A 26,168-nucleotide genomic window follows, 5' to 3' on the forward strand; every position below is an offset into this window, starting at 1 on the left:
CGGCACATCGGAAGCGGTTGCCTATCTTCGCTGGTCACACGTATCTAGTCGGTGTGGTGGAGGGCGTCTAGGCATACCTAGGGCGGGGCGTGCCACCGCGGGTGTGATCCTCACTTCTGTGACGCGCCCGATAGGAATCCCGTCAGCCGCGGGGTCGTGTGGCAGGCTTCCCCGGTGCCCCAGTCACGCCCCGACGTACGCATCCTTCATCTGACCCCGCCGGCGTTCCACGCCCTGGCCGACGGCGACGCCACCGCGGCCGCCGCGGTCATCCCGGTGCCGGTCAGCCCGTACCTTCTCGGTCCCGAGTGCCGGCCGGTCTGGCGTATGCGCGCGGCGCAGTGCGACGCCGACCCGGCCGCCGCGGCCTGGGTCACCGGCCTGGTCTGGGCCGGTTCGCTCGACAAGGCGGTCGGCGCCGCCGGTTTCCACGGCCCGCCGGCCCGCGGCATGGTCGAGATCGGCTACCGCATCGACCCCGATCACCGCCGCCGTGGTTACGCCCGCGCCGCGCTGGAGTGCCTGCTCGCCCGCGCCGCCCGCGCCGCCACCGTGCACACGGTCCGGGTCAGCATCGGTCCCGGCAACCTCGCCTCCCGATCGCTGGCCGCCTCGTGCGGTTTCACCCAGGTCGGCGAGCAGTGGGACGACGAGGACGGCCTGGAGCACGTCTTCGAGCGCCCCGCCCGGTGGCCCGCGCCCTCCGACCGCCTCACCCGCCGCCGCTTCGCTCTCTCCCGCTGAGATCCCCGAGGGTCACTCGTCGGCTTCGATGAGCGGGCGGCGGCCGGCGAAGCCCAGATCGGCGCGGTGGTACCAGGTGATGTCGTGGTCGCCTTCGAGCCAGCAGAGCTGGACCGGTACGCCGTCGAGGTCGGACGGGAAGTCGATCAGGAGCGGGGCGACCCCCTTGAGTTCGGCGCCGGTCTCCTGGATCTCGGCCATCAGCTCGTTGAGGCGGGCCTCGGCGCCTTTGCGTTCGGGGAGGCCGCCCAGGCCGGTGGGCTCGCCGCCGGGGACCAGGGCGGCGGACAGTTCGACCATGTCGGCGCGCAGGGTGATGATCTCGGCGATGGCCGGGCGGAGACGGCTCAGCTCGGCGCGAGCTTCCGGGAGCGTGAACAAACCCATGGGCGAGAGTCTGTCACCCGGCTCCCGGGCGGGTGGCGGTGGACCTTCCAGTGGTGACATGACCGCCCATACCGGGCGTGGGGCGCCGGCGGGTTTTCCCTGGCGTGCGTGATCGACTAGGTTCTGGGCCCGTGCTGTCGAAAGTGCGGGGCGTGGTTCTCTCCCCATGTACATGGATCGTCGGAATCGCGATCGTGCTGTTCGCCGGCTGGGCGCGGGCGCAGTACGAGGCGCTCACCACCGGCGCCTGTGACCTGGGCATCTTCTACCAGGCGGTGCAGGGGTGGGCGTACGGCGGCTGGCCGTACGTCCCGATCAAGGGGTACGTCCAGCTCGGCGACCACTTCTCCCCCGCGTTCGCGCTGCTCGCGCCGCTGGTGTGGATCCACGACTCGGCGATCACCCTGGTGTACGCGCAGATCGTGCTGATCTGCCTGTCCGGGGTGCCGATCTACCACATCTTCCGGCGGCAGCACGGCGTCCTGGTCGGCAGCGGGATGCTGATCGCGTACCTGGGCAGCCACGCCGTCTTCGGGACCGTCCAGTTCCCGGTGCACGAGGTGATGTTCGGGGCGGTGCTGCTGGCCTGGGGCATGGAACGGATGCTCGCCGACAGGTGGACGCAGGCGACGATCCTGTTCGCGGCGCTGATCACCGTCAAGGAGGACGGTGGGCTGATGTGCGTGCTGATCGGCCTCTACGCGCTGCTCAACCGGAGGTGGAAGCACAGCGCGTTCCTGATCGGCTGGGGCGCGACCTGGTTCATCGTGACGCTCAAGTTCATCATCCCGAACCTCAACCCGGGCGGGTTCACGTACGCCAAGGACTATCAGGCCAGCCTGCACGCGGATTCGATCTTCGGGGGGATCCCGTACATGATCACGCATCCGCTGGACATCCTCGCCCTGATGACCGACCAGCCGGCGAAGCTGGAGACCTGGCAGCAGCTGCTGATCCCGGTCGGTTTCGCGGCCCTCGCCTCGCCGCTGGCGCTGCTGATCGTGCCGGTGATGCTCAGCCGGATGCTGTCGTCGCGGGAGACCCAGTGGTCGTCGGGGCTGTACTACGACATGCCGCTGATCCCGATCCTGTTCGCGGCGGTCGCCGACGGGTTCCGCCGGATCGGCGGCTGGGTCGACCGGGCCCGTAGGCTGCCCGCGCCCGCCGACTCCGACGAGAAGCCCGCCGGCTCCGAAGGGCAGACGGCCCGGCGCTGGTGGCACGTGCGGACCGCGACGATCATGGCGGCGATCGCGGCGCCGGTGTTCATCGGGTTCGCGGTGCAGGACGCCCGCGACAGCCAGGTCGTGAAGTGGTACCAGGGCACCGGCTACCCGTTCGCCAACGCGTCGATCGTCGGCGAGGCCGAGGACGCGCTGTCGAAGATCCCGCCGGGCGTCCCGGTCCGGGCCACCAACAACATGCTCGTCCCGCTGCTGCCGACCAACGAGGTCACCCTGATCGGCTCGAACGTCGACAAGGGCGACTGGGCGATCCTCGACGCGTACAACCCGAGCTGCCCGATCAGCCCCAAGGAGATCCCGCAGATCATGCGGCAGCTCGACGAGATGGGCTTCCGCCGCGTCTACGAGACCGCCAAGGGCCGGATCGTGGTCCTGCAGCGGACCGCCCCGGCGACCGGGCCGATCCGCGGCACGGGAACCGCCAGCTGACAGACGGTCCGTGCCACGATGACCGGCATGGATGTGATCGAGCGGTTGATCGCCGACGCGGAAGCCGATCCGGACGTGCACGGCGTGGTCCTCACCGGGTCGTGGGCGCGCGGCCTGGCCACGGCGCACTCCGACTACGACGTGACGGTGGTGGTCGCGTCCACCGCGCTGGAACGCTGGCGGCGGATCCGGACGGCACGGCTGGACCAGGCGGCGGTCACGGCGGAGCAGTTCGCCGACACGTCGGTGCATTGGCAGCGGTACGCCTACCGGGGCGCACGGATCCTCCTCGACCGGCTCGGCGGCGGGGTGGCGGAACTGGTCGCGAAGCAGTCCATCCCGACCGAACGGGAGGCGGCGGGCTGGTCGCGGGACTTCCTGGACGCGTACGTCAATCAGCTCTACCGGGCGGTGAAGAGCCGCCGCGACGGGTCTCCCGCGGCCGCCCGCCTCGATGAGATCGAGAGCGTGCAGTGGCTCCTCGCCACGGTGTTCGCGCTGCACGGGCGGCTCCGGCCGTACAACCGGTACCTGGCGTGGGAGCTGGCGACCTATCCGCTGCCGGAGCCGTGGACGGCGGCGCTCGCCCCGGAACACGTCGCCGACCGGGTCCTCACCCTGTTCCCGGAGGTCGCCGAACTGGCCCGCCGGCGCGGCCACGGCGCCGTCCTCGACGGCTGGGGCGGCGACATCGCCCTGATCCTGGACGCGGCCCGCTGATCACCAGGCGAGCGCGTCGGTGTAGTACCAGGTGTAGATGAACTGACCCTCGAAGTAGACGCCGATGGCGACCTGGGCGGCGGCGTGGAAGAACCTCTCGGAACGCTGCTTCGCCTGGGTCGCGCGGCGGGACCGGGCGCTGTTCCAGAGGGCCTGCCCGAAGGCGAGGGGCGGCAGGAGCAGGAAGGCCCAGACGAACGGCGAGAGCACCAGCCGGCCGGTCAGGATGCCGGCGCCCACGGCCACCAGGACCGCGAGCGAGACGATCAGCAGGGCCCCGGCGGCGACCTCCACGACACGGTGCCGGGCGGGCAGTGTTGCGGTCTCTTCCATCGACGTCTCCCGTTCTCGGTGCGGACAGCCCTGTGTACCGCCCCGGCGCCAGCGCGGTTCACACGACGGCACACTGACCGGACCGGCTCGCATCGCCGGGCCGGTCCGTCACAGTCGTCCGACGTGCACGAACGGCGCCCACCCGTGCATCGGGTCGGGCGCCGTCTCCTGGTCCCCGCCGGCGTCCCGCACACCGGCCGCGTCGGCGGGCGCGCCGAGACCGGCGGCCAGGTTGGCGTACTCGGCGGTCAGGACGGTCTCCGGCAGCGCCCGCACCTGGCGCTGGGCCCGGGCCAGGGCGGCGCCGGGCCGTACCCCGTCGCGCAGATGGGTGTAGAAGTCCCGCATCAGCACCGCGGCGACCGCGTCGTGCACCGGCCACAGCGACACCACGGCGTGTTCGGCTCCGGCGAGCAGCACGGCCCGGGTCAGCCCGATCAGGTCGCCGCCGTGGGTGGCGGTGCCGGTGCCGGTCCGGCACGCCGACAGGACCACCAGCGCCCCGGTGAGGTCGAGGCCGAGCAGGTCGGCGACGGTCAGGCGGCTGCCGCCGGCGAGGACGACGTGGGCCAGGTTCGGCGCGCCGGGCGGGACGATCGCATGCGAGGCGAGGTGCACGACCCCGGCGCCGGGCGCGCGCCGCAGCACGGCGGTGGCGGTGGCACCGGCGCCGAGCAGGGGCGGGCCGGCGCCGAGCAGCCCGGCGACGGCGAGGGCTTCGCAGCGGGTCCCGGGCAGCGGGGGCGGGCCGGTCCGCGGGTCGAAGGCGGGATCCCCGACGACCAGGGCGTCGCCGAGCCGCAGCGGGCCGCCGGGCCGCCGGGTCAGCAGCGACACCGCGGGCAGGTACGACACGTCGTGCCGGTCGCCGAGCAGCCCACCGGCCCACGGCAGGGCGTGGAACGGCACCAGCGCCAGATCCCGGTGCGCGACGATCAGCACCCGGCGCCGCCCGGCGATCCGGTCGGCGAACGGCTCCAGCAGCCGCCCGGCCAGCGCCGCCGCCGAAGCGGGATCGGTCTCGCCGCCGCGCAGCGCGTCGTGCCAGCGGGCGGTGTGGGTGAGCACGTCCGGGTCCCGGACCGGCCCGGCGCAGGTGATCTCGCCGTCGCCGGTGGCCGCCCAGCCGACCAGCTCCTGCTCGTACCGGTGGTAGGCGAGCAGCACCGCGTCGCCGGGCAGCGCGGCGACGGCGGCCGCCACGTCCGGCGGCGGCGCGATCCGGCGGCGCACCAGCCGCTCCTCGACGCGTTCCTCCGCCTCGTCGACGGCCTCCTCGGCCCGGTCGAGCCGGTCGGCGTCGAGTCGCGCGGCCTCGTGGGCGGCCGCCCAGCGGGACTCCTCGGCGAGCCAGGCGCGGACCGCCCGGCGGACCCGGCCGGGTTCCGCGGACAGGTCAGCGAGCAGCGTGAACGGCAGGCCGCGGGCCCGGTCCGAGACGGCCAGGGCGGCGGCGCCGTCACCGGCGGCGACCAGGCCGGTGAGCAGGTCGTGGTAGGCGCCGGCGACGACGAGGTCGTCGCTGGCGGCGCTGCGCAGCAGGTCCCGGGCGAGCCGGTTGCGGCGTTCCTCGAAGATGCCGACCGCCGCGGTGGCACGCCGGATCTGCCCGGCCGTGTCGCCGACCGTGCGGTGCAGCCGGGCCCACAGGGCGTCCAGCAGCCACGGCGGATCGGCGGGCCCGTCCACGCCGGCCAGGGCGAGCGCGGCGAACTCGGCCTCGTCCAGCCGCAGGAACAGGTTCGCGGCCTGTTCCGGCGGCATCAGGGTGGACAGGTCGTAGGCGATGGCCAGGGCCTCGTCGCGGCGGCCGAGGGCGGTCAGCACGGCACAGCGCGGGAAAGCGTCGTCGCCGGCCGCCTCCAGGGCCTGCTCGAACGCGAGCCGGGCGGCTTCCGGGCGGCCCTGGTCGCGCAGGCGCAGGCCCTCGTACCAGCCGCGCAGCGCCGTGGAACGGCCCCAGGCGAGCGCCACCTCGGAACGGGCCGCGCCGACCGCGGCCATGTCGTCGGGGTCGGGGCGGACCGGCAGCGCCAGCACCTGACCGAGGCGGATGGCGGCGTCGTCCAGGGCGTCCGGGTCGGCCAGGGCGTTCGCTTCGGCGTACAGTTCCAGCGCCCGGACCGCGCAGGTGACCCAGTCGAGGGCGGACCGGGGCCGGGGCGCGGTGTCGAGTTCGGCTTCGGCGCGGCGCATCCGGGCCCGCCGGTACCCGGCGCCGCCGTAGTCGGCGGCCAGCGCGACCGAGATGGAGGCGCCGTCGAAGCGGTGTCCGTCCGGGCCGCCGAGCCGGCGGGCCAGGCGGACGGTCCGGTGCGCGCGGGTGAAATCGCCGTCGTCGCGCCAGGCCCGCGCCCGCATCAGCAGCAGCCGCACCAGCCCGGCGCCGAAGGAGCGGCTGCCGTCGCCGCGGACCCAGTCGCCGACCTGGTCGACCGGTTCCGGTGGCGGCCGCCGTCCGTCGGCGATCAGGTCGACGGCCCGGTGCACGGTGATCAGCGCGGCCAGCGAGCCGTGCCCGGCCGCCCCGGCCAGCGTTCGCGCGTGTTCCAGATGCTCGTCGCGTTCGGTGGCCCGCCCGGCCAGGCGGGCCAGGTGGGCCCGGCGCAGCGCGATCGCGGCCTGCCCGGAGCGGCTGCCGATCGCCGCCCACCGCTGCTCGGCCCGCGAGTACAGCTCCCGGGCCGCGCCGAGCGCGTGCGAGCCGGACGCATGCAAGCCGGACGCGTGCAAGCCGGACGCGTGCAAGCCGGGCGCATGCAAGCCGGGCGCAGGTAAGCCGGGCGCGCCGAGCGTCTCGACGTGGCCGGCGGGTTCGGCGAGCCAGTCGCCGCGGACCAGGTCGAGGTGCGCCTGCGCGGCCGCGTCGCCGTCGGCGAGGGCGGCGGCCTGCTGCAGCGCGGCCTCCGCGGCGGCCGGGTCGGCGTCCCGGTGGGCGAGGTCGGCGCAGGCCAGAGCCAGGTACGACCGGGCCGCCGGCCCCAGACCCGGCCAGCCGGCGGCGGCCGCCGCGAGCCGGCGCCGGCGCCGCGCCGCCAGCAGGGACAGCCCGGCCCGGTGCTCGTCCTCGCTCATCGCCCGGACGGTGAACAGGTCGGGCAGCAGGACGGTGGCCAGGATCCCGAGCGGGCTGTGCCGGGCGGTCTCCGGCACGGCCTCGTCGGCCGCCCGCAACGCGGTGACCGCGTCGTCGGTGAGCATCGACCCGGTTCCGGGGAACGACCACTGCCGGTCGAAGACGATCACCGCGTGTTCCAGGACGGCCCGGGTGCCGTCCGGCCCGCCGCCGGCCGCGTGCAGACAGTGCCGGGCCCGGCCGGGTTCCCCGGCGGCCAGCGCGGCGGCGGCCGCGGTGAGCGCGTCCGACGGCGGCCAGTACCGGCCCGGCCCGGCCGCCGGGTCGATCCGGTGCTGTCCGGCCAGCAGCAGCGCCGCGACCAGGTCGCCACGGGTCGCCGGGGTCATGACGGGACCGTCGTGACGATCTCGATCGACCGGGTCGCCCAGTCGGTGGCGGTCGGCTCGGCCATGTCGGCGTCCCGCCGGGTCACGTCCAGGCCGATCCGGTCGAGGACACCGGTGAGCGCGGCGGCCGTCCGGCTCCCGGCCGGTTCCGGGTCCCGCAGCCGGGGCAGCAGGAACGGCTCGGCGCTGAACTCCTCCTCGGCCACCAGCAGCACGAGCCGGTCGGTGACCCGGGCGCCCGGCCCGATCGGGCGGCCGGGCGGCAGCGACAGGCGGATCGGGCGGCCCGCGGACGCGGCGGTGGTCCACTTCGCGGCGACGTGCTCACCGGGGAACAGGCCGGCGTGGATCCGGAACGTGTCGGTGAGGTTGAGCAGCACGCAGTACAGCCGCCGGTCGGTGGTGTTGACCAGCCGCACGGTCACCGCGGGCGGCGTCCAGCCCTGCGGCCCGTACGTGTACTCCAGATGGATCGGGCCGGGCGCCAGATCGGTGTCGCCACCGGCCGGCAGCACCTCCAGGTGGACCGCGTCCCGCAGCGAGCTGCCCGGGTTGAGCAGGTCGCGGACCCGCATCCAGCGGGCGATGTGATCGAGGTCGGCGGCGGTCCGGGCCGCCCAGTCGCCGGTCGCCGCGATCGGTGCGGCCGGCGGCTCCCCGCCGCTTCCGGCGATCACGACGTGCCGGTCGGCGAGGGTGACTCGCAGGCCGGCAGCGGGCTCGATCCGGACGTGCGGCGCGCGCCGGTTCGCGACGATCTCCCGGGTGAGTTCGGCGACGGCCACCGGGTCGCCGTCCAGGGTCACCGCCACCGGTGGTTGCGGCAGGCGGGTCAGGACCATGGGGTACGGGCGGAGCCGCTCCGGCTCCCACCCCACCGGCGCGACCACCGACCGTTCGGTACGCACGTCGACCACCCGGACCGCCCGCGGCGGATCGCTGCCGTGCACCGCGAACTCGTGATCGGTTCCGGTCAGGCCGTGCAGCGCACCGACGTCGACCGTCCAATCCTCGCCGTCGTGCGTCATGGTGACCGGCCCGCCGGCGGGCCGCAGCAGCCGGCCCAGGAACTCCCGGTCGGCGGCGCCACCCGGCTCGTGCGGCTCCAGCGCCGGGTGCTGCCCGCCGGCCCGGGCCCGGGCCAGCGCCATGATCTCCCGGTAGGTGGCGGTTCCGCCCAGGACCGCGACGGCCCGGGTCAGCTCACGGGTGAACCAGCCGTACGCCACGCCCGCGTCGCGGGTCTCGTACGCCACCTCGAAGGTCTGGCAGGCGGCGAGCGCGACCTGCCGCGGATCATGAACCCCCGCATCGTCCCCGAGCTGCGCCAGCAGCGCCTCGCGCGGCGGCGCGGCGGTGACCGCCGCGGCGATCCGGGCCCGGGAACCGGTCGCCGGGCCGCGGTGACCGCTCTGCGCATGACACGAGTCGAGCACGGTGACCAGGTGCGCGCCCCGGTCGAGGACCTCCCGCGCCAGCACCGCGATCTCCTTGTCGTAGAGATCCGGCACCCCGTCGTGGCGGCTGTCGAAGCACACCAGGGTCTGGCAGCGGCCGTCGGCCTCGGTGTACCGCAGCTCGTCCGGCAGCGGTCCGGTCGAGCCGTGCCCGCTGTACCAGAACAGGGCCGTGTCGCCGGGCCCGGCCGCCGCCAGATGCCGCCGCCATCCGTCGATCACCGCGGCCCGGGTGGCCTGCTCGTCGAGGAGCACCCGCAGATGCAGGTCCGGTTCGGCGACCCGGCCGCGCAGCAGCCCCACCACCAGCGCGGCGTCGTTGCGGCTGCCCTCCAGGGTGCGCAGGGGCGGCCGGTAGGCGTCGATCCCGGCCACCAGCGCGTAGAGACCTGCCATGTCAGCGCCCTTCCTCGGGGGTCTCGTGCAGGAACGTGAGGCCGCCGACCAGCAGCGGTTCCCGGGGTCTCAGGACGGTCCGGGTGCGGCGGACCTCGCTGCCGTCGGGGCTGTAGGTGACCTCGACGGCGCCCCGCGCACGGGACCGCCGGTGGCCGCGGACCAGGCCGCTGCCGGGCACCGCCGGCGACCGCAGCGGGACCGGGCGGCGCCGCTGCAGCGGGAACCGGGCCAGTTCCGCGCCGCTGTCCGGGGTGCGCACCGAGATCGCGCCGGTCATGAACGGGTTCCGGCGGCGGTACACGGTCAGCCACATGATCAGCAGGAGCAGCGCGGCCGCGGCGAGCGCCGCCGGCAGCACCCACGGGAGGCCGGTGCGGGCGGTCGCGGTGGTGCGGGCGGCGGTGTCCGGCAGCGGCGGGGTGGCCAGGTCGACGGCCGGCCGCAGCGGCGCGGCCCAGGGCGAGGCGACCTGCCCGGCGAGGGTCAGGCCGACGGCCTCCCGGCGGGTCCGCCGGACCGGCAGGAGGTCGGCGGCGGGTTCCCAGGACAGGACGACGTCGACGGTGACCGAGCGGCCCGGCGGCAGTGTCACCGCGGTGGCGCCGGTCCGGGCGGTCAGCCCGCCGGTGGCCCGGGCGGCCAGGCCGGTCACGGTCAGTGGCAGTTTGGTGGTGCCGGAGGTGAGGGTGGCGCGGACGGTCCGCGAACCCACGGTCAGATCCATGTCCGGGGGCACGTCCCAGCGCACCGTGACACCCCGGCCCCGATCGCCCTGGAGCGCGGCGGCGGCCTTGCCGAGCCGGGTCTGCGCCTTCGCCCGGTCGAGGTATCCGGCCAGGTCACGCACCGACTTCGCGTCGAGGACCGTGGTCGCCGGCACCACGCTGCCGAGCAGTTCCGCACCGTCGCGGGCGCCGATCGGCAGGGCGTAGGCGTGCACGGTGCCGGTCAGCGCCGCCGCCCGTTGGCCGAGGGCCGTCCAGGCGCGGGAGCCCGGTGCCGCGTACGCCGATCCGCCCGGCGCGTCGTGGTCACCGTCAGTGATCATCACGATGGTCGCCACACCGGCGGCGCCGTCCCGTTCCAGCACATCGAGCCCGGCGTCGACAGCGGCGCCGATGTCGGTCCTCCCGCCGGGCGTCGGCCCGTCCGGCAGCGTCCCGGCGATCACCGCCGGATTCGCCGCCCCGCCCTGATAGCGCAGTGCCGGCCGACTGTCGAACGTGTACAGCGCAACCTGATCAGAATCGGACAATCCTTCGAGGAATGGCAGCAACACCCGGCGCACCTGCCCGTACCGGTTCCCCGCCACCATCGACGCCGACGTGTCGACCAGCACCACATAGTCCGCCGGCACCCGGTCCACCCCGAGCGCCGCGAAGACCTGGTCCCGGCTCACCGCGGGCTCCGCCACGACCGGCGACGGCACTCCCAGCCCCACGATCAGAATCCCCGCGGCGGTACGCCGTAAAGCTCGCGATCTCATGAGGTGCGACCTCCCGGCCGGATCTGGTTCGCCGACAGCGGATCTCGCCGGCCGGCGTCGAGGAGGCTGTCGCGCAGCACCCGGTCGATCTCGGTGAGCTGCTCCTCGATGCCGGCGAGCCGGGTCCGCGCCTCGGCGATGTTCGGCACCGCGCCCTCCTCGGCGCCGCCGCTGTTGAGGGCCTCGGCCAGTTCCCGGTCCGCTTCGGCGTGCCGCCGGTGCCGTTCGGCGAGCTGATTCATCTCGGCGGCGAGCTGCCGCTGCCGTTCCGCGGCGGCGGTGATCTCGGTCCGCAGCAGCTCGATCTGCCGGGAACTGTGGGCGGCCGCCTCGTGGGACTGTTCCAGTTCGGTTCGGGCCGCGACCACCTGCCCGGCCAGCTCGGCGGCCCGGCGGCCCCGGTCGGCGGTCGCCGCCTGAAGGTCGGCGGCGTTGCGGGCGAGCACGTCGATCGCCCGATCCAGCGGCGGCCAGAAGGCGCGCTCCTGGGCGTCGAGCCGGTCCCGCAGCGCACCGTGCTCGGCTTCCAGGCGTTCCCGGGCGTCCCGCAGCTCATCGAGGCGGCCGGCCATCCGTTCCGCGCGGCGCAGGTCGTCGAGACGCTGCTGCTCCCGTTCGGCCTCGGCGGCGGCCTCCCGGACCCGGTCCTCGGTCGCGGCGGCCCGGTTCAGCTCGTCCCGCAGCCCGGCCAGCCGCGCCGACAGCCCGGCCAGCTCGGCCGACCAGCGGCGCATGTCAGCCGCGACAGCCTGCCCGGGATCGGCCCGGTCCAGAAGCCCCTGCACCGCCGCCGCCATCGTGGGCGTACGCCCGAGCGCGTCGTCCAGCTCCGCGATCACCGTCAGGCTGACCTGCCCACCGGCGACCGCCGCATCCACGGCGTCCCCCGCCGCCGCCAGCGCGTCCCGCAACGTCCGCAACACCCGGACCGGATCGGCGCCCTCCACCGCGCTCACGCGGGCTGGCGGGATCGGACTGCGGCCGGAGGATCGTGGGTCGCTCATCGAGGGCTCCTTCACCGGGCGTGGTGGCGGGTCAGCGGGTGGATCGTCGGCGGGCGCCCGTCGAGCGGGGCCAGCACCAGCTCGGGACGGCCGGCGGCGAGGCGGACGCCGACCCGGCAGGCGCTGCCCGGATCGGGCAGCCGGGCCGGGTCCGCGAGCGACCAGCAGGTGCCGTCGGCGCGCATGTCGAGGACCGGCGCGCCGGGTGGCAGGCCGTCGAGGCTGATGCCGGACGGGCCGGTGCCGGCGTAGCGGGGGTCGTCGCCGGCCACGATCGGGCCGGGCACCGGGATGTCGGTGGTGACGAGACGGCCGCCGGTGATCTGCCTGGCCCGTACCGTCACGGGGTGTGCCAGCCGGTCGCCCGCGGTCGCCCGGCCCGCGGCGATCAGGGCCGCGCCGTGCGCCGCCGCGAAGGGCCCCGCGCCGGGCGCGCCGTCGCCGGGGACGTCGAGCAGCGCCAGGCCGGGGGCGGCAGCCGCCAGATCGGGCCCGGCGGGCGGGAAATCGGCCAGCCCGCCGACCAGCAGCAGCCAGGCCGGCCCGCCACCCGCCACCCCCTCGCCGGCCAGGCCGGCCGCGACCCGGTGGATCAGGTCCCGGGCGCGGGCGCCCAGCGGCTCCCAGGCGGCGACCGTGCCGGCGACCGGGAACGGGCCCGCCCCGAACAGCGGGGCGCCGGCGTAGCGCGGGCGGGCCGCCGCCAGCTCCAGGGTCTCGCGGATCCGCCGCGGGTCGGCGGCGGCCCGTGTCCGCCAGAGCAGGGCGGCGTCGGCGCCGCTGCCGTCGAGCACCGCCCGGTCGAACACCGCCCCGAACCCGGTCTCGTCGGCAGCGCTGTGCTCGGCGACGACACCGATCAGGCCGTCCTCCATCCGGCAGGTGGTGACCCGGCAGCCGGCGGCGCCCAGGTCGGCCACGACCAGCAGGCCGTCGCCGGCGGCGGACCGGTGCCGGGCCCAGACGGTCGCCGCGACCGCGGGCGCGACGGTTCCGGCCGGGTCCTCCACCGGCACGTCCGGTGGCGCGGCCAGCACGACCCGGCTGGCGTGCAGTGGGCTCAGCGCGTCCGCCAGCGCGGCCCACGGGTCGGCGGACGAGCGCGGGACGCCGTGCCCGGGCACGAGGCCGGGGTGTTCGACGGGAACGGGGACGCCGTCCGCCCGTACCGTGGAGATCTTGACGAAGGCCGACCCGAGGTCGACGCCGACCCTCATGGCCGCCCGATCCCGAAGTAGCCGCGGAGCCTGGCCATCCGCCGCCCTTTCGCTCGCGGCGGGTGCGGGCCGTACTGCTGTGACGTCCCCGGCCCGGGGGACCCGGGCCGGTCGGGCGCCGCCGGGTTCACGGCGCCGGCCGGTACCGGGGCCGTCAGCAGATAGTGCGCGGCGCCACCCACGGCTACCGCCTTGTGCAGGGCGCTGTCCAGGTCGTGGGTGAGTTCCGGCCCCGCCATCCCACCGCGGACGGCCCGGGCCAGGTCGACGGCCAGCGGCGACAGCGCACGGTCGGTCAGGCCGATCTCGACGATCAGGCGCCAGGCGCGGCCCGGCACGTGCCCGCGTTCGTTCCGCTTCCCGACCCAGGTGGCGATCATCGGAACGAGTTCGTCCGCCTGGGCGCCGTGGCCGCCGGCCTCACGGATCGCGTGGGCGATCTCCTCGATGGCGGCCGGCTTCCGGCTGAGGACGCTGACGTCGAGCAGCGGGCCGTAGTAGGTTAGCTGCCCGCTCTCCCGGATGCGCTGATCCCAGTCCTCGGACAGCGACAGCAGCCGCGGTCGCGCCCGCTGCACCTCGGGGATCAACTGGGCGGTGATCAGCGCGGTCACGGTCCGGTTGCCGGGCGTGCCGTCCGCCAGGGCGTCACCGATCGCGCAGAGATTGCGCCAGCGCCACCCGTCGCTGCCGGCGGGGATGTCCCGGACGAGATCGTGCGCCCAGACCGTGCGTACCGACTCGTCGAACTCCGTGCCGTTCCAGCCGGCCGCCAGCGCCGTGAGGTACGTCATCGGGATCTCCGACGGATAGCCGGCCAGATACGGCATCCGGTGGCTGGCCGCCAGATGCGCCAGGTCGGCCCGGGCCGCGTCGCCGTTGCGGGAGACCGGAAAGTGCGGCAGAACCACCTCCCGTTTGGCGCTCAGACAGCCCTTGACGTGCTGGATCAACGCCGGCCACAGCGACTCCGACACCATGATCGCCGGTACGTCCCGGCGCAGCGCGAGCTCGAAGAGAGTGCTGCCCACGTCTTTCCACCGCTGCGCCAGATCGGCGTAGTCCCGCGGATCGGAGCGCCCCGGGTCGCCCTCGGCCACCGACAGGAACGGGCGGAACCAGGCCGGCACCCGGCCGTCGACGGCCGCGTCCAGTTGCCGGATCCAGCCGATGGCCCGGTCGGCGTCGGTACGCAGGAGGTGCCCGACGAGGTTCCGGATCAGGACGTCGTGGCGCAGCACGCCGGCGGCCACCGCGGACGAGCGCACGTCGACGCCCGCCGGCGGGTCGAGCAGCAGTTCGACGACCATGTCGGGCGGCGTCCGGTCGGTGTGGAGCAGACGCTGGAAGAGGCGGTCCGCCGTACCGGAGCCGGCGGGAGCGGCCGCGGCGACCCGGCTCAGGCAGCCGCGCGCGGACCGGGCGTCGCGGGCCGCCAGGTCCTCTCGGACGCGCTCGAACAGGATCTCGGACATGTCGTCGTGCCAGAACCGCCGCAGCACCTCGATCGCCCGGCGGCCCGGGTCGCCGGAGCGGCCGGCGCAGTCGGCGAGCCAGCCGGTGAAGATCCGCTGTTTCTCCCCGTCGAGCAGGTCCCAGCCGCGGGCCAGCACCTGGCCCACCCGCTGCGGGTCGCCCTTGTCCTGCCGGATCTCGCTGCGGACGAGTTCGGCGAAACGCACCTCGCGGAGCTCCTCGAGGGCCTGGACCGGCACGTCCCGGGGCGCTCTCCGGCAACGCCCGGCGAGATGCCCGATCAGCCCGGTGAGCCCGACGGTCTCGTCGTTCACCGCGACGAACAGCTCCTTGAGGTACTGCCGTCCGTCCTCGGTGGCCAGCTGGTGCGCGGGCGCCGGCACGTCCCAGCGCATCTCGGTCTGGCCGGCCCCGGCGCGGGTCGTGAAACCGAGCCGGATGCCGTGCCGGGCTCGCGGGCTGGTCCACGTCGCGACGGCCAGTTCGGCCCGGTACCAGTAGGGCAGCAACGCGAGGACCGCGTCCAGGGCGTCGAGGCGGTCCTCCAGGCCGGGGAACCGGGCGGCGTCCGCGACGACGGCCACCGATCCGCCGTCGACGAGCACGGCGGCCGCCGTGGCGGCCCACTGGAAACCGCGCCGCTGGACCACCTCGGCCAGGCCGCGCACGTCCAGCGCGGGCAGAGCGAGCGGCAGCCGGTGGTCCGCGGTCAGCCCGGCCGGTGGCGAGTCGACGCCGGGCCACGGCGCCCGCAGGAACGCGGCCGCGAACGACCGGCAGGTGGGCGGGGCGGCCAGGGCGTCGGCGTACGGCAGGTAGACGACCCGGGCGGGCGCGATCGGCTGGCCCGTCCCGTCGACCTGTTCGGTCCAGGTGGTCTGCACGCAGGCCAGCACCGCCCCGGCGCGGCCGGGGACGAACGCGAGCCAGGGGTACTCGTCGGGCCGCCCCGGCTCGGCGGGTTCCGGATTGCCGACCACACCGGCCCGGATCAGCTCCTCGGCCAGCCGCTCGTCCCCGTCGCCCGCGAGGATCTCGTAGCTCATCAGCACGCCGGGACGCTTGCTGCGCAGCGCCCAGTGCGCCGCCAGGGCCGGCGGCGCCTGCTGGTCGAGCGGGACTTCGGACACGGCGATCACACCCTCCGGTTGTTGATCCGGCGTTCCAGGTCGATCAGCGGCTCGAGCACGTTCACCGGCGTGGGGGTGCTCCGCAGGCCGAGCCGGCCGTTGCGCTGCTCGGTGTTGTGGTAGTCCGAGTAGTCGAAGATCCGGTTGCCGTTGAGCCGGAAACCGATCGCCGAGGAGGCGTAATAGGCCACCCGCTTGCGGTGGAAGAAGGTCTGCAGGGCGTCCCGGATCGTTCCGGCGGTGCCACCGCGGTAGCCGCGGCAGACCCAGTCGAAGAACGCCTCGCCCTGGCCGTCGGCGATGTGCGGCAGCCGGGAGCCGTCCGGGTGCTGGTTCACCCAGCGGGCCTGCAGCGCGGCCTCGAAGAAGGTGGGCTCGTCGAACTTCGTGACGCAGACGCTGACGTGGTGGGGCAGCCGCCCGCCGACGAGCTGCCCAGCCTCCCGGACCCGGGTGTAGACGGCCTGCAGCATCTCGTAGAAGAAGTTGAAACTGCGCAGGTCGTCGGCGGCGTCACCGAGCGGGTCGAACAGATAGATGAGCCCCTGCGAGGTGGCGAAGCTCTCGACGATCTCCGGGTCCAGGTTGCCGGTGCGGAAGAACTCCCCCGGCACGTCCTGCAGTTGCAGGGTGAACTCCGGCGGGCGGCCGAACAGCCGGCGCACCCCCTCCGGCGGCGGGGCGCTGAAGACCCAGCTCAACAGCTCGTTGACCTGTCCCGGCGGCGGGAATTCGCGCTTGTTCACCAGCCGGTCGACGCCCTGCACCAGGTATTCGACGGCGGAGGGGTCGGCGCCGCCCACCACCCACCGCCGTGACGACTGCATCGCCGCGAGCGGCAGCGCGGCGAGATAGGTGCTCTTGCCGCCCCGGGCCGCTCCCCACAGGCCGATCCGCAGGCCGGGGACGTGGGTGGCCTGGGCCACGCCGGGGACCGGCAGCGGCACCGGATCCGGTTCGGGCGCCGGCCGGCGCTGCGGTACGTCGACGGGGATCGCGCTGACCGGCTCCGCCGGCGAGGCGTACGACGGCTGCGCCGGCACCACGGGCGGCGCGGCGCCGTTGGCGGCCGGCGGGTCGTCCGGGCGTGCGGGCCCCGGGTACATCGGCCGGGTGGGCGTGGACGGGCCGTCGCCCACCGTCGGCCAGGCCGACCGCGGGTACCCGTCCTGCTCGTCGTCAGTCATGGGATGTCACCCCTTCACCTGCTTCGTTGTCGGCTGTCACGGTGCGATCCCGGCTTCACGGCCCGGTCCCGGGCGGGACGAGGAAGGGGAACGGGAAGATCCGCTTCCCGGGTTCCTCCGGAGCGAGGCGGAGCAGCTCGACCGCCTCCGCCGGCCCGCCGTCGGCGCGCAGCAGCCCGTCGGCGGCGAGGGCCCGCCACGCCTGCTCGGCGTACCCGGCGGCTCGGCGGCCGTCCCGGTCGATGCCCGGCCACCCGGCGGGCACGTCGATGCGGGCGACCATCCGCGTCTCGGCCTGCCGCAGCCGCTGGGACTCGACCTGCCAGTCGATCCGGTTCGGGCAGCGCGGGACGAGGTCGAAGGTCCCGGCGCGGGGCTCCGGCGGGCGGCGGCCGATCACCAGGACGGCACGCCGCACGGCCGGGTCGTCGCGCCGCCAGCGCAGGCGCCGCACCCTGGCCAGCGCGTCGCCGAGGGCGGTGACGTAGTCGCGCTCCTTGCGGGCCGGCCGCCACGCCGACACCGCCGCGCGGACCACCGGCGGGGCGCCGAACTCGACGGGCCGCACCAGCTCCCGGCGCGGGTCTCCCCCGGCCTCGCTGTAGACGTGGTCGAAGTAGCCGAGGGCGGCCACCCGCAGGCCGCCGCGCCGGGCGTACCGGTCGGTGACCAGGTCCAGGGTGTGCAGCAGCAGGTCGAGGCGGGCGCGGACCTCGGCCGGGTCCGCGCCGCCGCACAGTTCGATCAGACAGGCCAGGTCGAGCGGTGGCGGCGCCGGCAGTCTGACGGTGCGGGCGCGCAGACCGGTGTGCAGGCTGCCGGGGTCGCCGGCGCGCAGTGGCCCGGTTCCGTTGTCGCAGGTCACCGCGCCGGGACCGGTGAGCCGGACCTGGAGGGTGGCGGTGGCGTGTTCGGCGATCTCGGTGTGCGGCAGGGCCAGCACCGGCCAGTCGGCGGGCTGCCCACCGCGGCGGGCCAGCACCGGGACGGTGATCGTGCGGCTCTCCGCCGCGACCGGCGGGCCGTGCAGGGTGACGGTGCGGGTCACGCTCTTCCCGGCGGGCACGATCGTGCCCGCCGGGAAGAGCGTGAGCGGTACCAGGTCCACGCGCCCGGAGCCGGTGTCCAGGACCGAGCCGAGCAGCACGTAGTCGTAGGCGAGCGGGGCCTGCCGCAGCAGCCGGGCGACCGTGGTGGGCAGCGGCTCGGCGGGGTCGGCGGCATCGGCGCGGGTCAGTTCGGCGACCGGCCGCCGCTGCTCGCGGGCCAGGCGCCGGGCGTGGTCCAGCAGCACCCAGCCGGGGTGGCGGTCGACCAGGACGGTGTCGCCGGCGCCCGGCGGCAGGTGGTGCAGGACCCGCTGGACGGCGTCGTCGAAGGCGCCGGGCGGCAGCGGGTCCCGGCCCACCCCGCCGGCCAGCCGGAACCGGCGCAGCACCGGGTCGCCGCCGAGCACGGCGGTGCTCCACGGCAGCCGGACGGGCGAGCCGGCCACCGGGACGCCGGCCCGGTCGGCGGTCACCGGGACCCGGACGGCGGCGTCCGGGGTGAACTCGACGAAGTGCAGGACCGGCAGGGCGCCGGTGACCAGGCGGGTCAGGAGCGGGGACAGGTCGGCCGGCGCGACCGCGGGCGGCGGTGGCACGTGTTCGGGGACGGTTGCCGAGCCGGGGCCGCGCAGCAGTGGCCCGTACGCCGCAAGGTCGTGATCCTCGCACGCGCGGTGCGCCGCGGCGGTGTCCCAGCTACCGCTCGCCGCGCGCAGCTCGCGGTCGAAGGCCGCCGCGGTCGCCGGGTCGGCGCCGCCCAGCAGCAGCGGGCCGCGCATCGTCCAGCCGCAGCGTGCGCAGGACGCGGTGTCGCCGGGGAGCAGGCAGACCGGGCAGCCGCTCATGACAGGTGCCGGCGCAGGCGGGCGGGCAGGTCGCCGGGTTCCAGGGGGATCCGGACGTCGTCGCCGATCCGGGCGGCCCAGGCGAACCCGGCCTCGGCGATGAGTTCCCGCATCGCGCGGGCGTTGCCGAAACCCTCGTCACGGTCGCGGTACAGGCCCTCGATGACCTGGGTGAGCGCCTTCTCGAAGTCGTCGGACCAGGTCAGGCCCTTCTCGCCGAGCATGCCGGTGGCGATGGTGAGCAGTTCGCCGGGCAGGTAGTCGGCGAACTCGATCACGTTGCGGTCCGGGAAGCGGCTGTGCAGGCCGACGTTCGCGGCCCGGAACCGCTCCATCTCGCGGGGGTAGCCGGCGGCGATGACCACGAAGGCGGCCCGGTCGTTCTCCATCCGGTCGACCAGGGCGTCGATCGCCTCCATCCCGAAACCGCCCCGGTCCGGTTCCACCAGCCGGTACGCCTCGTCGATGAACAGCACCCCGCCGAGCGCCTCGTCGACGGCGTCGTTGACCCGGGGCGCGGTCTGCCCCACGTACTGGCCGACCAGTTTCGGCGCGTCGGCGACCACCACGTGCCCGCGCCGCAGCACGCCGATGTCGGCGTAGATCTCGCCGACCAGCCGGGCCACCGTGGTCTTGCCGGTGCCGGGGTTGCCGGTGAAGATCAGGTGCGGCGAGGCCGGGCCGCCGCCGGACCCGGGCAGCATGCGCTGCACTCGTTCCCAGTGGGCACGCTGGGCGATGTGCCGTTTGACCCCGGCCAGACCGGTGAGCGCGGTGAGCCGCTCCAGGGCCGGGCGCTCGCCGGCGCCGGCGCGTTCCACCCAGCCGCGCTGCCGCGCCTCCTCGACCGACAGCGGCACCTCGTCGCGGGCCAGGCCGCGCAGCCGGGCCAGCCAGACCCCGGCCGGCTGGCTCATCGCGGTCATCGCGGTGATCAGCCGGGCCAGCCGGGACCAGTCGCCGATCCGCAGCCCGTCGCTGATCCGGACGTGGTGCACGAGCCGGGTCAGCTCCGCCTCGTCCGGCTGGCCGATCCGGCTGATCCCGCCGCCGGAACGCCGGTGGTCGCTGAGGAACGCCTGCAGGGTACCCATCCCGGCGTTGTTCTGGATCGCCTCCTGCACCTCCTGCAGGCCGTTGTTGCTGAAGGTGAGCACGCAGATGTTGCCCGCCGACGGGCCGGCCGCGATCCAGCTGCCGACCCGGTCCACGAACGGCCGGGGCGCCTGGTTGTACTGCAGGAAGTCCTCGGTGCGCAGCAGCACCACCGCGGTCGGCACGCTCCGGCCGGTCATGCAGGCGTCCAGCTTCTGGATGATCTGCGGGTCGGCCATCGTCGGGCCGGCCGGCGCCGCCACCGCGGCGGGCATCACGGTGCTCCGGCCGCGCGGGCCGGTGAAATGCCCCATCCGCCCCGGGCCGGTGGCCGCCGCCGTAGCCGTGCCGCCCCGGTCCAGCTCCGCCGACTGCTCGTCGCGGAAGTACAGCCCGTTGAGCGCGCAGAAGACGATCCGCCGGTAACCGGCATCCTTCAGCAGCGCCCACAGCGCCTCCTCGAAACCGCGCTCCTGGTAGTCGCGGCAGCAGAACCGGTCCTTGGTGCCGGCGCCGTAGAGCACCACCACCGCGTCCCCGGTGTCGACCGGCCAGGCGGCCGACAGGCGCTCGGCGGAACCGGGCGGGGCCGCCCGGACCGGCGCGGTCACCGGCGGGCCTCCGGCGCCGGCACCACCGACCCGGGCGGCATCTTCTTGATCCGGGAGATGTCGCGCAGTTCGTCGACCCGCCCGGCGGGCGGCGCCTCGGCGGCGTCGGACACCTGAAGGCCGCCCCGGCGCAGCTCCCCGACCAGGGCGGTGGCCCGGGCCCGCCGCTCCTCCTCGGCGCCGAGCCCGACGTCGATCGAGTGGATGGCCAGCTCGGCGGTGCCACGCTCGTCGACCGGCAGCACGGTGACGACGACCTCGCTGCCGTCCTCGTGCCGGGTGCGCGCGACGAAACCGCTGCGGAAGTCCTCGCCCTCGTAGCCGCCGTCGATGTCCCGGTCGTACCCGGCCGCGGCCAGGGTCTGCACCACCCGGTCGGCGATGTCGGCCCGCAGCTGGGAGTTGGCGACCGCTTCGGCCGCGATCTCGACGAGCTGCTCGTGCTCGGCCTGCAGACGTGGCGCCTCGGTCTCCAGCAGCCGGCGCAGCTCCTCCGGGCCGTCGGAGTCGACGGCGCCGAGGATCCGGTCCACCTGCTGTTCCAGGGCCCGGTAGCGCCCGTGGGTCCAGAAGTCGACGTCGACCTCCTCGCCGTCCGCGCCGCCCGGCTCGCTGATCGCCTGGATGACGCCGCGCAGCAGCAGGAACCGCTCGCGGGCCTGATCGCGCAGCTCGGTCCACTCCTGCTGGCGCAGCTCCACGGTGGCGCGCAGCTCGCTGAGGCTGGCGTAGGCGGACTGCGCCTGCGCGACGGCCGCCTGCGACAGGCCGTTCCCGGCGTTGCCGGCGGCGATCGCCAGGTCCTGCTCGAGGCGGTGCAGGCGGCCGGGGGCCAGCCGATCGTGCGCGAGCTCGCCGGCGATGTAGTCGCGCAGGACCCCGGCGTCGGCCAGCCACTGCCGGGCCGCGCCCAGCTCCCGCTCCCGCTGGGCGGCGACGTCCTGGCCGATCCGCTCGATGCCCCGGGCCAGCCGCTCGGTGACCTGGCGGCGGGCGGCCGACTCGGCGACCAGCGCGGACTGCAGCCGTTCCTCGCCCCGGCGGACGGTGTCCCGGATCCGGCGGTCGTGGTCGGCCAGGTCAGCGGCGTGCCGCTGGCCTGCGGCGGCGATCTGGGCGGTCATCTCGTGGTGCAGCCGGTGGGCGTTCTCCTCGGTACGCCGTTGCGCCTCCACTTCGACCTGGCGGATGTCGGTGCTCAGCCGGCCGACCGCCTCCGCGTACCCGCGCTGCCGTCTCTCCGCCTCCCGCACCTGCCGGTCGGCCGCCTGCCGGGTGTCCTCACGCACCTTGTCCAGCAGGCGCGGCAGGTCGGCGCGCAGAGTGGTGAGGCGGGCCTGCGCCTCCCGCATCCGCCGGGCCTCACCGGCCTCGACGCTGACGTAGCTGACTTTGCGTCCGCTCATTGCGCACTCCCGGGTCGGTCGGTGGATCGGGGGCCGAACACGGCGGCGGTCAGCGGGTCGGGCACCCCGACCAGCAGCAGATCGTCGCCGGCGAACTGGAGCTCGGTGGTCCGCCGGCGGTGCTCGAGGTCGTGGCCGCTCTCGCGCAGCCGGCCGGTCAGATGGTGGATCCGCTGGTTGGTGCTGCCGCGCATGCCGAGGCCGTCGTCGCGGGCGGGCACGTACAGCCCGTCGACCAGGACGTCGACGGCGGCCAGCAGCTCGCCGACGCCGCGGGCCGGCGGCCGCTCGCGCAGCACCTCCAGGCGGTAGCCGGTGAAGCAGATCAGGCTGACGTCCCGCCGGCGCCGGACGATCGCGATGGTCTCGGCGAGCGCGGCCGCCTGGAGCATCGGCTCGCCACCGGAGAAGGTGACGCCGTCCACCTCGGGATCGGCGGTGAGCCGGGCGGCCGCGTCGGCCGGTGTCATCAGCTCGGCCTCCCGCAGCGGGATCCACTCCTCGGCGATGCAGCCGGTGCAGCGGAACGGGCATCCCTGCACCCACAGGACCGAGCGCAGGCCCGGGCCGAGAGCCCGCGTCCGGGCCGTCATGGCGGCGACGTTCAGCATTTCCCCTCCATCGTTGGGTATTCCGCGATGGCACGGTCGATGCGGAAGTCTGACACGCCACTGTGGTCACACCCATGCGGGAGAGCGCTTGCCCGTACGATTCCGCGAGTTATTCAAGATCCGCGGAATCGTCTCCGTTCCACGGTTTCCATGAATTCTTTGGAATTGTTTCCGGTGAGCCGCCGCGCGTAGGGTCCGTCCGTATCAGCCGGTCGCCCCCCAGGGGAGCCCGGACGGGCACGGGCGCCCACCCGAACGGCCGAGGGGTGTTGTCGACCGCCCGGGTCGAACTCCGCCACTTTCCATATTTTTAAGGAATCGGCGATCCCCTACCGTGCCAAAGTGTCGGCATCGCCGTCGCCCGGCGAATGCGTGCCCGGCTCACATAATCACGAGGTGCTCATTGGCGTTCGTCGTTCACACGCTCCGTGACACCGTCGCGGGCCGCTGGCGCCGGGAACTCGCCGGGCCGGAGCCGTCGGTCCGCAAACACTGGCTCACCAAGGTCTCCTACTACTGGGCGGCCGAGCGCCTCCTCGCCGGCGGCCGCACCGACGACCAGACCACCTGGGGCGAGATCGTCGCCGAGGTGCGGCCGCAGGGCACCCGCACCACGTTCTTCGCCGTCGCCGGGCGGCACGCCAAGCATCCGCTGCTGCGCGCCTACCAGAGCGCGCCGGCCGGCCCGGTCCGCGACGTCGCCGCCTGCCTCGACCACGAGTCGGCCGCGCAGATGCTGATCGCCGAGTCGAAGGTGTGGAGTCACTGGCCGCACCGGATGGGCTGGGTGCAGGAACTGCTGCACACCGACGGGCTGAGCCGCACCGCCGTCGCCGACTGCCTCCTGCGGGTCCTGCTCGACTGGGCCGGGCGGCACCCGGCCCTGTCCGCGGCCCTCGATCACGCGCCGCCCGCCTCCGCGGTCGAGGACCTCCTGATGATCCAGGAGCACCGGATCTCCGCGGCCGCGGCGGCCCGGATCCTGCGGGAGGCACTGCTGCGATCCGCGGCCGGGTGCAGCATCGACGGGGTGGTGCACGCGATGCGGGCCCACTTCCGGCCGGCCCCCGCGCCGGCCGCCGGGAATCAGCGGCTCGCGCAGGCGATCGACCAGCTGACCCGCAACCAGCGGGCCTCGTACGAGCAGCGCCGGCACGCGGTCGCCCTGATGCGCGACGCGATCCGGCAGCTCGAGGCGGGGCAGCCGCTGCCGGTCTTCGACCAGCTGAACCCGGGTCCCCATCCGTACTCGGCCAATCAGGCCGCCGGTTCCCACACGTCCTCTCCGGAAGCCGGCAACACGCGGCCCGAGACGGCCGGCTCACCGGGTCACACCAACCTCCCCCGGCCTCGAGCCGGTGGCGCCCCGGCCACCAACGGCCCACCGTCCCTTCCCACCGGCGGGCGGCCGAACGGGACCAGGGAGAGGTGAGCGGAGGATGCAGCCGGGACAGGATCGGGAACACGCGATCGTCGGCCGGATCAGCGCCCGCCTGCAGACCCTGATCGGAACCGGGCGCGCCACCGCGGACTTCGCGCTGCTCTGCGGTGAGGCGGAGCGGCGGCTGGGGCCCGAGCACGAGACGACGCTGCTCACCGAGTACCACCTGGAGGTGCGGCGGGACGCCGATCGCGGCCCGGCGGCCTCGGTGCCGGTCTGGGAGAGCCTGCGGGAACGGGCCGGGAAGTCGCTGCCGGCCGGAACACCCGCGGAGCTGGCGATCCGGTTCCGGCATCTGCGGCGGCTACGGTGCCGGGGACGGCACGGTGACCTGGATCTGCTCGTCGGCCTGTGCCGGGAGGAGATCGGCCACCGCGCGGTGATCCCGGATCCGCACGGGGCGGGTGAGGCCCGTACCGATCTGGCTCTGGCCTTGCGCGACCGTGCCTGGCTGGGCGGCTTCACCGGGCCGGCGGCCCGGCCCGACCCGTGGCCGGACCTGCGCGAGGCGGTCGCGCTGATCGAGGGGGAGGTCCGCCGGCACCGGGAGAGCCCGGTGCCGGATCAGCCGGCTGCCGTGGCGGCGCGGCGGGTGCAGGTGGAGGTGCTGCTGGCGGCCGGGCGCGCCGACCCGGCGGCCGCGGGACGGGCGCTGGCGATCGCCGACGAGCTGGTGCTGGCCGAGGAGGACGTCACCGACCTGCGGGACCCCGCCTACGACCATCTGACGCCGGCACACGTCCTGCTCGCCGAGGCGCTGCTGCTCGCCGGCCGGACCGAGGAGGCGGCCCGGGTGGCCCGGCTGGCGTACGCGCTGCACGCCGGGACCCGCGTCTTCGACCCGGCACGTCCACTGCTCGCGCTCGCCCGCAGCGAGGCCCGCACGGATCGGGCCGGTGCGGCGCGGACCGCCCGGGCGGCCCTCGAGCAGCGGACGGCCACGTTCGGCGGCGACGGCCCGTACGTCGCGGAGGCCGCCGATCTGGCCGGGGCCCTGACGTCATGACGGCCGGCCACCGGGAGGAGGGGCCCGGTGGCCGGCCGTCCGCCGGCGCACGCCGGCGATCAAGCGGGGACGGTGGGGCGGCGCTCGACCGAGAGGATGTCCAGCAGCAGGGCGGCCAGGGCCACCACCCCGAGCAACGCGAGTCCCAGGGCGTACGACTGGAACCGGCCGTAGATCGCGCCCATCACCAGCGGCGGCACGAACCCGCCGAGGCCGCCCGCCGCACCGACGACGCCGGTGACCGCACCCACCTGGCTGGCCGGGGCGACCTGGGCGACCAGGGCGAACGTGGCGCCGCTGCCGGCGCCGAGCGCGGCCGCCGTGGCGAGGAAGGCGATGGTCCCGACCGGGGCGAGGCCGGGGGTGAAGGCCTGGACGATCGCGCCGAGGACGACGATGCCGAGGGCGACGGCCAGGACCCGGCCGGCGGCGAACCGGTCGGACAGCCAGCCACCGACCGGCCGCATGATCACGGCGAGCAGGACGAACCCGGCCATCCGGTTGGCGGCGTCGGCCTGGGTGAGCCCGTAGGCGGTCTTGAGGTAGGCCGGCAGGTAGACGGAGAAGGCGACGTAACCGCCGAAGGCGACCGCGTACAGGGCCGCGGCCTGCCAGGTGATCCTCAGCCGCAGGACCGTGCCGAGCCGCCGCGCGAGCGGGGCGGTGGGCACCGGGCGGCCGGGCGCGTCCCGGAGGACGATCCAGGCGACGGCGGCGTACGCGGCCAGCACCACCGCCGTGAGCAGGAACGGGGTGGCGGTGCTGCCGGCGTCGACCAGCCGGACGGTGGTGAGGGCGCTGATCGCCGTTCCGCCCATGCCGACGCCGAAGACACCGACCGCGAGCCCGCGCCGTTCCGGCGGGAACCAGGCGTTGACGAACGGGACGCCGACGGCGAACGCGGTGCCGCCGATGCCGAGGAAGAACCCGCCGACCAGCAGCGAGGTGAGCGCGTCGTGGCCGAACAGGCCCAGATAGAGCACCGGCACGATGGTGATCAGGGAGATCAGCGGGAACATGACCCGGCCGCCGTACCGGTCGGTGAGCGCGCCGACCGGGATCCGGCCGACCGATCCGACGACGACCGGCACCGCGACCAGGAGCGCCTGCTGGAACGGGGTGAGGTCCAGCACCGCCTGGAATCCGGTGGCGAGCGGGCTGAGCAGGGCCCAGGCCCAGAAGTTGACGGCGAACCCGACGGTCGCCAGGGCGAGCATCAGTCCTGCCGGGCCGCCGGTGCGGGCGGCCGGGGTCTGCGGTGTGCTCATGTTCCACTCCATCGTCCGGTTACGGCCCGACGATCCGGGCCGCTTCCAGACTTCCGGTGCGGGATCCGCGCCGACAGGGACCTTCGGCCCCGTTCGGCGGGACCCCGGGACCCGTCGGCGCATTGAGTGATGTCGAACTACGTGTGACCATGACCGTC

General features: G+C 75.1%; 19 protein-coding genes. 5 read left to right on the plus strand and 14 right to left on the minus strand.

Annotation, left to right across the window (positions count from 1 at the left end):
• Positions 1 to 174 precede the first annotated feature (174 nt).
• Entirely contained in the window at positions 175 to 744 is a 570-nt protein-coding gene (locus Aut01nite_RS28875) for a GNAT family N-acetyltransferase (RefSeq protein ID WP_043524393.1), read from the plus strand.
• Between the two features lie 12 nt (positions 745 to 756).
• Here Aut01nite_RS28875 and Aut01nite_RS28880 read toward each other — a convergent pair whose 3' ends face one another.
• Positions 757 to 1,131, minus strand: a complete 375-nt coding sequence (locus Aut01nite_RS28880) for a DUF2203 domain-containing protein (protein WP_043524326.1) — start codon at positions 1,129 to 1,131, stop codon at positions 757 to 759.
• Positions 1,132 to 1,283: 152 nt separating this feature from the next.
• On the opposite strand from Aut01nite_RS28880, the gene Aut01nite_RS28885 reads away from it, so the two are divergent.
• Entirely contained in the window at positions 1,284 to 2,804 is a 1,521-nt protein-coding gene (locus Aut01nite_RS28885) for a DUF2079 domain-containing protein (protein ID WP_161790609.1), read from the plus strand.
• Positions 2,805 to 2,831: 27 nt separating this feature from the next.
• Positions 2,832 to 3,524, plus strand: a complete 693-nt coding sequence (locus tag Aut01nite_RS28890) for a nucleotidyltransferase domain-containing protein (protein ID WP_043524324.1) — start codon at positions 2,832 to 2,834, stop codon at positions 3,522 to 3,524.
• Here the strand turns inward: Aut01nite_RS28890 and Aut01nite_RS28895 are convergent, their stop codons facing one another.
• From Aut01nite_RS28895 to Aut01nite_RS28950, 12 genes are all read right to left on the minus strand, one after another.
• Positions 3,525 to 3,857 carry a hypothetical protein gene (locus Aut01nite_RS28895; RefSeq protein WP_152628630.1) on the minus strand — a complete coding sequence of 111 codons (333 nt, stop codon included), beginning with the start codon at positions 3,855 to 3,857 and terminating at the stop codon, positions 3,525 to 3,527. It lies immediately after the preceding gene.
• A gap of 108 nt (positions 3,858 to 3,965) precedes the next feature.
• Positions 3,966 to 7,322 (minus strand): CHAT domain-containing protein, encoded by a 3,357-nt coding sequence (locus Aut01nite_RS28900; protein WP_043524322.1) that lies wholly within the window; start codon positions 7,320 to 7,322, stop codon positions 3,966 to 3,968.
• Positions 7,319 to 9,175, minus strand: a complete 1,857-nt coding sequence (locus Aut01nite_RS28905; RefSeq protein WP_043524321.1) for a caspase family protein — start codon at positions 9,173 to 9,175, stop codon at positions 7,319 to 7,321. Before Aut01nite_RS28905 ends, Aut01nite_RS28900 begins: the two co-directional genes overlap by 4 nt.
• A gap of 1 nt (position 9,176) precedes the next feature.
• Positions 9,177 to 10,664, minus strand: coding sequence for a vWA domain-containing protein (locus tag Aut01nite_RS28910; RefSeq protein ID WP_043524319.1), 1,488 nt, complete (start codon positions 10,662 to 10,664; stop codon positions 9,177 to 9,179).
• Complete coding sequence (locus Aut01nite_RS28915) at positions 10,661 to 11,668, minus strand: coiled-coil domain-containing protein (protein ID WP_152628629.1); 1,008 nt, start codon at positions 11,666 to 11,668, stop codon at positions 10,661 to 10,663. Before Aut01nite_RS28915 ends, Aut01nite_RS28910 begins: the two co-directional genes overlap by 4 nt.
• Before the next feature lie 11 nt (positions 11,669 to 11,679).
• On the minus strand, positions 11,680 to 12,885 hold the full coding sequence (locus Aut01nite_RS28920; protein ID WP_052163544.1) for a hypothetical protein: 1,206 nt from the start codon (positions 12,883 to 12,885) through the stop codon (positions 11,680 to 11,682).
• Positions 12,882 to 15,491, minus strand: coding sequence for a hypothetical protein (locus tag Aut01nite_RS28925; protein WP_152628628.1), 2,610 nt, complete (start codon positions 15,489 to 15,491; stop codon positions 12,882 to 12,884). The genes Aut01nite_RS28920 and Aut01nite_RS28925 overlap by 4 nt, the downstream gene beginning before the upstream one ends.
• Positions 15,492 to 15,496: 5 nt before the next feature.
• Complete coding sequence (locus Aut01nite_RS28930) at positions 15,497 to 16,678, minus strand: hypothetical protein (protein WP_052163543.1); 1,182 nt, start codon at positions 16,676 to 16,678, stop codon at positions 15,497 to 15,499.
• Positions 16,679 to 16,733: 55 nt separating this feature from the next.
• Complete coding sequence (locus Aut01nite_RS28935) at positions 16,734 to 18,572, minus strand: hypothetical protein (protein WP_043524315.1); 1,839 nt, start codon at positions 18,570 to 18,572, stop codon at positions 16,734 to 16,736.
• Positions 18,569 to 20,278 (minus strand): AAA family ATPase, encoded by a 1,710-nt coding sequence (locus tag Aut01nite_RS28940; protein WP_052163542.1) that lies wholly within the window; start codon positions 20,276 to 20,278, stop codon positions 18,569 to 18,571. The genes Aut01nite_RS28935 and Aut01nite_RS28940 overlap by 4 nt, the downstream gene beginning before the upstream one ends.
• Positions 20,275 to 21,684, minus strand: coding sequence for a coiled-coil domain-containing protein (locus Aut01nite_RS28945; RefSeq protein WP_043524314.1), 1,410 nt, complete (start codon positions 21,682 to 21,684; stop codon positions 20,275 to 20,277). Before Aut01nite_RS28945 ends, Aut01nite_RS28940 begins: the two co-directional genes overlap by 4 nt.
• Complete coding sequence (locus Aut01nite_RS28950; protein ID WP_052163541.1) at positions 21,681 to 22,295, minus strand: 4Fe-4S single cluster domain-containing protein; 615 nt, start codon at positions 22,293 to 22,295, stop codon at positions 21,681 to 21,683. Before Aut01nite_RS28950 ends, Aut01nite_RS28945 begins: the two co-directional genes overlap by 4 nt.
• 403 nt (positions 22,296 to 22,698) lie before the next feature.
• Here Aut01nite_RS28950 and Aut01nite_RS28955 point away from each other — a divergent pair, with 403 nt between their 5' ends.
• Positions 22,699 to 23,727, plus strand: a complete 1,029-nt coding sequence (locus tag Aut01nite_RS28955; protein ID WP_052163540.1) for a hypothetical protein — start codon at positions 22,699 to 22,701, stop codon at positions 23,725 to 23,727.
• A 7-nt stretch (positions 23,728 to 23,734) separates the two neighbouring features.
• Positions 23,735 to 24,742 (plus strand): hypothetical protein, encoded by a 1,008-nt coding sequence (locus tag Aut01nite_RS28960; RefSeq protein ID WP_043524313.1) that lies wholly within the window; start codon positions 23,735 to 23,737, stop codon positions 24,740 to 24,742.
• Between the two features lie 59 nt (positions 24,743 to 24,801).
• Here the strand turns inward: Aut01nite_RS28960 and Aut01nite_RS28965 are convergent, their stop codons facing one another.
• Positions 24,802 to 26,010, minus strand: a complete 1,209-nt coding sequence (locus Aut01nite_RS28965; protein ID WP_201775491.1) for an MFS transporter — start codon at positions 26,008 to 26,010, stop codon at positions 24,802 to 24,804.
• Positions 26,011 to 26,168 lie beyond the last annotated feature (158 nt).

It is taken from the genome of Actinoplanes utahensis, assembly GCF_016862455.1.
Classification (GTDB): Bacteria; Actinomycetota; Actinomycetes; order Mycobacteriales; family Micromonosporaceae; genus Actinoplanes; species Actinoplanes utahensis.